We start from the raw sequence: 7641 nt of genomic DNA, 5'->3' as shown, positions 1-7641 counted from the left end.
ACCGTCACCCGCAGCGTCCCCCCCAGCTCCGGCACCGTTGCCGGCAGCGGCCAGATGCCCATCACCATCTTGGCCCCGGGCCCGGTCGCATGCTTGGAGGCGACGTAGAGCCGCGTGCTGCGGCTGCCGCTGAGCGTCACCACCGCCTGGCTATGGCCGAAATCGGCGACGAGGCCGGTGGCCTCGAAGCCGGCGGGCAGATGGAAGTCGAAGCCGGTCTCGGCGGCGATCTCGACCAGCTCCAGCTGCAGCAGCGCCGTGCCCCGTATCGCCCGCGGCAAGGCGCGGCGGATGGCGGGGCCGGCGGGGAAGTAACGAAGCTCGAAGCCTGGCGATGCGCCATCCCTGCCGTCGGGGCTGCGCGCCGCGGCCAGCCCCGGCAGCAGCTCGGCGACCATATGGCCCAATTGCACCGAGACCGGGTTGTCCAGGTGCATGTTGTCCTTGAACAGCGTCACCCCCGCCATGGACGGGTCGGCCTCCAGCCGGTCCAGCCAGGCATAGCCGTCGAAGAAGGGCAGGGCGAAGCGTTCGGCGGCGGCGCGGTAGAGCGGGCGGATCTTCTTCCCCTCGGGGCGGAAGCTCTGCACCGGCAGGATCATCAGCACCGGCAGGCAGCCGGCGGTGGTGGTGGCCGAGACCACATGCCGCAGCGCCGCCTCGATCCGCGCCGCGTCATGCGCGCCGGAGGCCAGCAGCGTGCCGTCGTTGCAGGCGAAGTCGACCAGGCACAGGTCGAACTCGGCCGGGTCCATCGCCGCGCGCCGGAAGGCGAAGAGGTCGCTGCTGCAGAATCCGAGCGAGAAATTCTGCGCCGCCACCCGGTCGGTCGCCTGCTGCACCACCCGGGCCCAGCCGCCGGCGGCGACGCTGTTCGAGGTGCCGACCACGGCGACACGGGGCGGGGCGGGCATGGCGTCGGTCGTGGCGTCGCTGGGCATGGACGGCAGAATGCGGGGCGCCCCGGCGGCCGGCAAGCAGCCCGCCTGGCTTGCCGGCCGGCGCCGGGCGGTGTTTGCTGGCGGCCAGGGCGCGCCAGACGCCCGACGCCAGTCCTGTTCCGCCATTTCGAGACAGGGTCGTTCATGCATCGCCGCAGCCTCCTCCTCGCCGGCTCCGCCGCCGCCTTCCTGCCGCGCCCCTCGCTGGCGCAGCCGGTCGGGTCGCGGGTGCTGCGCTATGTCCCGCAATCGGACCTGACCGTCACCGACCCGGTGATGACCACGGCCTATATCACCCGCACCCATGGGCTGATGATCTGGGACCAGCTCTACGGGCTGGATGCCGGGCTGCGGCCGCAGCCGCAGATGGTCGAGGGCCACACCGTCGAGGAGGACGGCCGCCGCTGGACCTTCACCCTGCGCCCGGGCCTGGTCTTCCATGACGGCGAGCCGGTGCGCGGCCGCGACTGCGTGGCCTCGATCCGGCGCTGGGCGCAGCGGGATTCGCTCGGCCAGGCGCTGCTGGCGCGCCTCGACGAGATGGGCGCGCCCGACGACCGCCGCTTCGTCATCCGCCTGAAGCGCCGCTATGGCGCCATGCTGGACACGCTGGCCAAGGTCGGTCCCTCGGCGCTGTTCATCATGCCCGAGCGCCTGGCCAACACGGCGCCCACCAGCCCGATCACCGAGATGGTCGGCTCCGGCCCGTTCCGCTGGAAGCCGGACGAGCGCGTCGTCGGCGCCCGCGTCGTCTACGAGAAGTTCGCGGGCTACAGGCCGCGGGAGGCGAGCCCGGTCTCCTGGGCCGCCGGGCCCAAGGTGGTGAATTTCGACCGCGTCGAATGGCATGTCATGCCCGACCCCGGCACCGCCAGCGCCGCGCTGAGCAATGGCGAGGTCGACTGGTGGGAGAACCCGACCAACGACCTGCTGCCGCTGCTCGAGCGCAACCGCAACCTGGCGACCCAGCTGGCGACGCCGCTCGGCACCATGGGCACCGGCATCTTCAACCACCTGCACCCGCCCTTCAACAATCCGGCGATCCGCCGCGTGGTGCTGGAGGCGATGTCGCAGGAGGACTGCATGATCGCCGCCGCCGGCACCGATCCGGCGCTGCGCCGCACCGGCATCGGCGTCTTCACCCCTGGCACGCCGATGGCCAGCGAGGCCCCGCTCGAGACCGTCACCCGGCCGCGCGACCTGGAGGCCTCGAAGAAGGCGCTGGCCGCCGCCGGCTACAAAGGTGAGAAAGTCCTGCTGATGATCCCGACCGACCAGCCGGTGCTGGCCGCGATCGGTGAGGTCTGCCTCGACACCCTCAAGCGCCTCGGCATGAATGTCGAGCCCGCCATGTCCGACTGGGGCACCCTGGTGCAGCGCCGCGCCAGCAAGGCGCCGCCGGAGCAGGGCGGCTGGTCGATGTTCAACACCACCTGGGCCGGGCTCGACATGATCAACCCGGTGGCCTCGCAGGTGGTGCGCGCCAATGGGGAGCGCGCCTATTTCGGCTGGCCCGACGTGCCCGCCATCGAGACGCTGCGCGAGGCCTGGCTGGACGCCCCCGACGTCACGGCGCAGAAACGCATCGCCGGCGAGATCCAGGCGGCGGTGCTGCGGGAGGCCACCTTCGTGCCGACCGGCCAGTATCTCTACAAGACCGCCTATCGCCGCAACCTGGCCGATGTCCCGAATGGCCTCTTCGTCTTCTGGGGCATTCGCCGCAGCTGATTTCACCCGGGCCAGGGGGGCGAACCCCCGGCCCATCCCCGCGACCCGGGCGGATCGCCGCCCGGGCGCCGACCTGCCTTCCGGAGCCGTCCCCGATGTCCAGCCTCGACCATATCCGCCGCTACCACCCCGAGCTCACGGCGCTGCGCCAGGACCTGCACGCCCATCCCGAGCTCGGCATGGAAGAGCACCGCACCGCCGAGATCGTCGCCAGCCAGCTGGAATCCTTCGGCATCGAGGTGCATCGCGGCATCGGCAAGACGGGCGTGGTCGGCGTCATCCGCGGCCGGCCGGGCAACCGCGCTGTCGGCCTGCGCGCCGACATGGACGCCCTGCCGATGGAGGAGCTGACCGGGCTCGACTATGCCAGCCGGACGCCCGGCAAGATGCATGCCTGCGGCCATGACGGCCACACCACCATGCTGCTCGGCGCCGCCCGGTATCTCGCCGAGACCCGCGACTTCGACGGCACGGTCAACCTGATCTTCCAGCCCGGCGAGGAAGGCTGCGGCGGCGCGCTGGCGATGCTGGAGGACGGGCTGCTCGAGCGCTTCCCCTGCGACGCGCTCTACGGCATGCACAACGCGACCGGCCTCGACGTCGGCAAATACGCGATCGGCGCCGGGCCCTTCATGGCCGGCGGCGCCTTCTTCGACATCACGGTGACCGGCCAGGGCTCGCACGGCGCCCGGCCCGAGGCCAGCATCGATCCGGTGCTGACCGCCTGCCACATCGCGACCGCGCTGCAGTCCATCGTCTCCCGCAACATCTCGCCGCGCGAGACCGCGGTGATCAGCGTCACCAAGGTCGGCGGCGGCGACGCCTACAACGTCATCCCGCAGACCGCGACGCTCTCCGGCACCGCGCGCTTCTTCAGCAAGGCCGTGGCCGAGCAGATCGAGACCGGCCTGAAGCGCGTGGCCGAAGGCGTCGCCGCCGGCTTCGGCGCGAAGGCCGAGCTCGACTTCCGCCTGATCTTCGCCCCCACGATCAACGACCCGGCCTGCACCACCACCATCGCCGATGCCGCGGCCGGCCTGGTGGGCGAAGACCTGGTCAACCGCGCCCGCGAGCCGGTGATGGGGTCGGAAGACTTCTCCTTCATGCTGGAAAAGGTCGCCGGCGCCTATATCCACGTCGGCAACGGGCCGGGCGCGTCCGCGCATAACCCGCACTACAACTTCAACGACGAGGCGATCCCCTATGGGTCGGCTCTTTATGCCGAAGTGGCCAAGAAGGCCTTGGGTCAGTAAGGGATCAAGGCGAAGGCCAGGGGAATGAATTCCCCTGGACCCCTTCTTTTTTCTGCCAGCCTGCCGTGTCCACGTGGCGACAGGACGCGCCTTGGCCGATGCACTGCGCGACCTTCAAGGTTGCGCTGTTCTGGCGTGATCGCGTCCCGCTGCGAGGCCTTGGGGAAGTCCCTGGTTCGAGGCTTACTGCATCTCTTCCCTGACGTCTCCGTCTGCTCCTACGAGGAAGACTTTCTCCTCCGTGATCCCCCAGAAATCGAGGATCGCTTCCGGCGCGCCGGGCGGCACGTCATGGCCGCCCCCTGGCAGGGTGATGCATTCGACGACGCCGTTCCACTCGCGATGGCCGGCCTCGTCGCGGGAGGGGCGGGCGGGGTCGAGGCCGTGCAGGGGCAGCCACTGCTTCAGCAGTTCTTCGGCATTGGCGGGGCGAACGGTCTCGTCGGCCTCGCCCTGCCAGATCGACAGGCGCGGCCAGGGGCCGCGATGGTCCGAGGCCTCGCGCGCCGCGGCCGAGCGTTCTTCCGCCGGGCGGGGGGCAGGGTGGAACATGGCTTCCAGCGCCTGGCCCACGTTGCGGGCGGCGGCATGCGGCAGGCCGGCCAGGATGGCGCCGGCGGCGAAGCGCTCCGGGTAGCAGGCCAGCAGGGACGCCGTCATGGCGCCGCCGGCGGACAGGCCGGCGACGAAGACGCGGCCGGCATCCAGGCCGTGCTGGCGGAGCAGGCGGTCGACCATGGCGGCGATCGAGGCGACCTCGCCCTGGCCGCGTGTGGTGTCGCCGGGCTCGAACCAGTTGAAGCAGGTGTTGCCGTTGTTCTCGCGCCGCTGCTCGGGCAGCAGCAGGGCGAAGCCGCGGCGGGCGGCCAGGCGCGACCAGCCGCAGGCCTGGTCGAAGCCCGCGGCATCCTGGGTGCAGCCATGCAGGGCGACCACCAGGGGCGCACGGGACGGCAGGTTTTCGGGGATGCAGGCCTTCAGGCGCAGCTGGCCGGGATTGGCGGCCGCATCGGCCAGGAACCCGGCGTCCTCGGCCAGGCTGGGGATCGGGGCGACGGGGGCCGGGTGGCCGGTCATCAGCCGGGTCCAGCGCCGGCGCAGCCGCACCAGCTCGGCCAGACCAGGGGGCATCTCGGTCACGGGGCAGGGTTACCTTCGGTTCGGCGCGATGGCGGGGCCCGCCCATGCTGCGCTGCAGCAATGTAACTTCGGCCAGGCCCAAAGGTCACCGTGAAATTTCAGAAAGGGGTGCCTCCGCCGGACTTGGCAGCGCTGCGTCGCGCGGGTAGCGCAAAGGCTGACCAGAACAGGAAGGAACGGCCCGATGGATTTCGCCCAGGATCTGCGCGGCAAGCGCGTGGTGGTGACCGGCGCCTGCGGCGTCATCGGCCGCTGGATCGTCGACAGTTTTCTGTCAGTGGGCGCCGTGGTCTGCGCGACGGACGGGAACAGCGCCGCGCTGGACAAGCTCGCGGCCGAGCTCCCGCTGGGCGAGGGCGGCTTCGCCTTCGCCGCCGATCTGCGCGACGCGGCCGGCATCGACGCCCTGGCCGCCGAGATCGGCCGCCGCTGGGGGGCGGCCGAGATCCTGGTGAACAATGCCGGGGTCTATCCTTCCGGCTTCCTGCTCGACATCGACGCCGCCGAATGGGACCGGATCTTCGACATCAACCTGCGCGCGCCCTTCCTGCTGACGCGCGCCGTCGCCCGGCAGATGGTGGCCGAGGGGGTGAAGGGCAGCATCGTCAACATCTCCTCCGGCGCCTCGCGCAAGATGCGGCGCTCGGTGGTGCCCTACTGCGTGTCAAAGACGGCGCTGGACCGGCTGACCAAGGGCTTCGCCCTGGAGCTCGCCGAATATGGCATCCGGGTGAACGCGCTGGAGCCCGGCTTCGCCCCCGGCAGCACCGCCAGCCCGCTGACCGAGGCGCATGTCGCCAACACCACCGCGGCCATTCCGCTCGGCCGCGGCACCTCGGCCGCCGATATCGGCCATGCGCTGTTCTACCTGGTCAGCAGCGCCGGCGCCTATGTCACCGGCAGCACGCTGTCGGTCGATGGCGGCAATTCGATCGGCACCATGGCGGTGTACCAGGACAAGAAGTCGGCGCTGTGAGCGGCGCCCCGCATTTCGCGCCGCGGCCCGCCTATGTCTGGCCGGCCGGCAGGCAGAGCGCCTTCTGCTTCAGCGTCGATGTCGATTGCGACGCGCCCTATCTCTGGGTGAACCGCGCCGAAGAGGCGCGGCGCAGCCTCGGCCAGCTAGAGCAGCGGCATTTCGGCCTGCGCCAGGGCCTGCCGCGCATTCTTGATCTCCTGGACCGCTTCGGGGTGAAGGGCAGCTTCTTCGTCCCCGGCGCCGTGGCCGAGGCCAATCCCGCGCTGCTGCCCGCTCTGCTGGCGCGCGGGCACGAGATCGGGCTGCACGGCTATTTCCACGAGATCGTCGCCGAGAGCAGCGACGAAGAATTCATCGCGGCGCTTGGCGCATCCCTGGCCTTGTTCCGGAAGCAGGCCGGGACATTGCCGAAGATGTTCCGCTCGCCGGCCTGGGAGATGACGCCGGGCATGCTGGCGGAACTGGCGCGGCAGGGGTTGTGGGACAGCTCGCTGATGGGCTTCGACCACCCCTACGAGATCGCCGGCGTGGTCGAGGTGCCGGTGCAATGGGCGGTCGATGACGCCGTCTTCTTCAAGTATTCCGGCGGCGGCACCGACCGCTGGTCGCCCCAGGCCTCCGGCCCGGTGCTGGAGAGCTGGCTCGAGGAGTTCTCGCTTCTGCACCGGCTGGGCCAGCTGATGGTGCTGACCGTGCACGACTGGATCTCCGGCCGGGCGCAGCGGCTGGCGGTGCTGGAGAAGCTGCTGGCCCGCGTCACCGCCGAGCCCGGCTGCTGGGTGGCGACGGTCGGCGAGGTCGCCGCCTTCCATGCGGCATCCGAGAATGCCGGGCGGCATGCCGTGCCGGCCGTGCTGCCCGACGGGCTGGAGCCGCGGCGCTTCGCGAAGCGTTAACGCGGCTGGCGCGGCGGCCGGATGTTCGGCCGCCCCGCATTCTCCCAGCCGAGCTCGGAGGACCAGCCGGTGGCGGTGCGGCAGCTGGTGAAGGAGGTCTCCCACAGGCCGCGCTGCACGTTCATCCGCTGCGTCACCTTGCGGCAGTCGCCCTCGGTGCCGCCGAGCTGGCCCTCGACCCAGAGCAGGCCCAGATTGCCGGTCTCCGGATTGGTCCATTTCTCCTGCGCGCCGGGGCCGGCGGACATCACCGTCTTCAGCGCGCTGCGCGCCGCGCGCTGGTCGGAATTGAAGGCCGCGGCCGAGGAATAGCCGAGCAGGCTGGCCGCCGCCGGCAGCGGCGCCTCCGGCTGGAAGAAGCGGCCGGGGGCCAGCGAGATCAGCCAGGGAGCGGCGAAGATCAGCAGCGCCGCGCCGGCGACGCCGAGCAGGCCATAGAGCAGCGCGCCATTGCCGCCGGATTTCTGCGCGGCCGCCGCTTGGCGGGTCGCGGCGGCGCTGGCGGCGCGAGCCTGGTCCTTGTCGTCGCGCCACACGCGGAACAGCCGCGCCGCCGCCTCCTGCCGCTCCTTCTGCACCTTGCGGTGATAGGGATCGTCGGGCAGGCGGGCGGAAAGCTCGGCGGCGCCCGGCTTCACCCCGGCATTGGCCAGCGCCCGCCGGATCCTCTCCGGGTCGGGCGCTGGCCAATGCCGGGGTGAAGC

The 7641-nt window shown here is 71.2% G+C and carries 7 protein-coding genes; 4 read left to right on the top strand and 3 right to left on the bottom strand.

The window, feature by feature from the left end; translation table 11 throughout:
• On the bottom strand, window positions 1-941 hold a 941-nt coding region (locus BKE38_RS21800; protein ID WP_131829678.1), incomplete at its 3' end, for an SGNH/GDSL hydrolase family protein.
• 144 nt (window positions 942-1085) lie between these two features.
• On the opposite strand from BKE38_RS21800, the gene BKE38_RS21795 reads away from it, so the two are divergent.
• On the top strand, window positions 1086-2669 hold the full coding sequence (locus BKE38_RS21795; protein ID WP_076959347.1) for an ABC transporter substrate-binding protein: 1584 nt from the start codon (window positions 1086-1088) through the stop codon (window positions 2667-2669).
• Between the two features lie 95 nt (window positions 2670-2764).
• Window positions 2765-3922, top strand: a complete 1158-nt coding sequence (locus BKE38_RS21790; RefSeq protein ID WP_076959346.1) for a M20 aminoacylase family protein — start codon at window positions 2765-2767, stop codon at window positions 3920-3922.
• Window positions 3923-4105: 183 nt separating this feature from the next.
• On the opposite strand, the gene BKE38_RS21785 is transcribed toward BKE38_RS21790, so the two are convergent.
• Window positions 4106-5053 (bottom strand): extracellular catalytic domain type 1 short-chain-length polyhydroxyalkanoate depolymerase, encoded by a 948-nt coding sequence (locus BKE38_RS21785; RefSeq protein WP_242662536.1) that lies wholly within the window; start codon window positions 5051-5053, stop codon window positions 4106-4108.
• A 193-nt stretch (window positions 5054-5246) separates the two neighbouring features.
• Between BKE38_RS21785 and BKE38_RS21780 the strand changes: the two genes are divergently transcribed.
• Both BKE38_RS21780 and BKE38_RS21775 read left to right on the top strand, forming a co-directional pair.
• Complete coding sequence (locus BKE38_RS21780) at window positions 5247-6038, top strand: SDR family NAD(P)-dependent oxidoreductase (protein WP_076959344.1); 792 nt, start codon at window positions 5247-5249, stop codon at window positions 6036-6038.
• Window positions 6035-6937 (top strand): polysaccharide deacetylase family protein, encoded by a 903-nt coding sequence (locus BKE38_RS21775; protein WP_076959343.1) that lies wholly within the window; start codon window positions 6035-6037, stop codon window positions 6935-6937. Before BKE38_RS21780 ends, BKE38_RS21775 begins: the two co-directional genes overlap by 4 nt.
• Here BKE38_RS21775 and BKE38_RS32305 read toward each other — a convergent pair.
• A partial coding sequence (locus BKE38_RS32305) for a hypothetical protein (protein WP_165694253.1) occupies window positions 6934-7641 on the bottom strand: 708 nt, incomplete at its 5' end. The two genes, BKE38_RS21775 and BKE38_RS32305, sit on opposite strands and share 4 nt — an antisense overlap.

Source organism: Teichococcus deserti (assembly GCF_001982615.1).
Classification (GTDB): Bacteria; Pseudomonadota; Alphaproteobacteria; order Acetobacterales; family Acetobacteraceae; genus Pseudoroseomonas; species Pseudoroseomonas deserti.
This window is presented reverse-complemented; position numbering and strand designations above follow the sequence as displayed.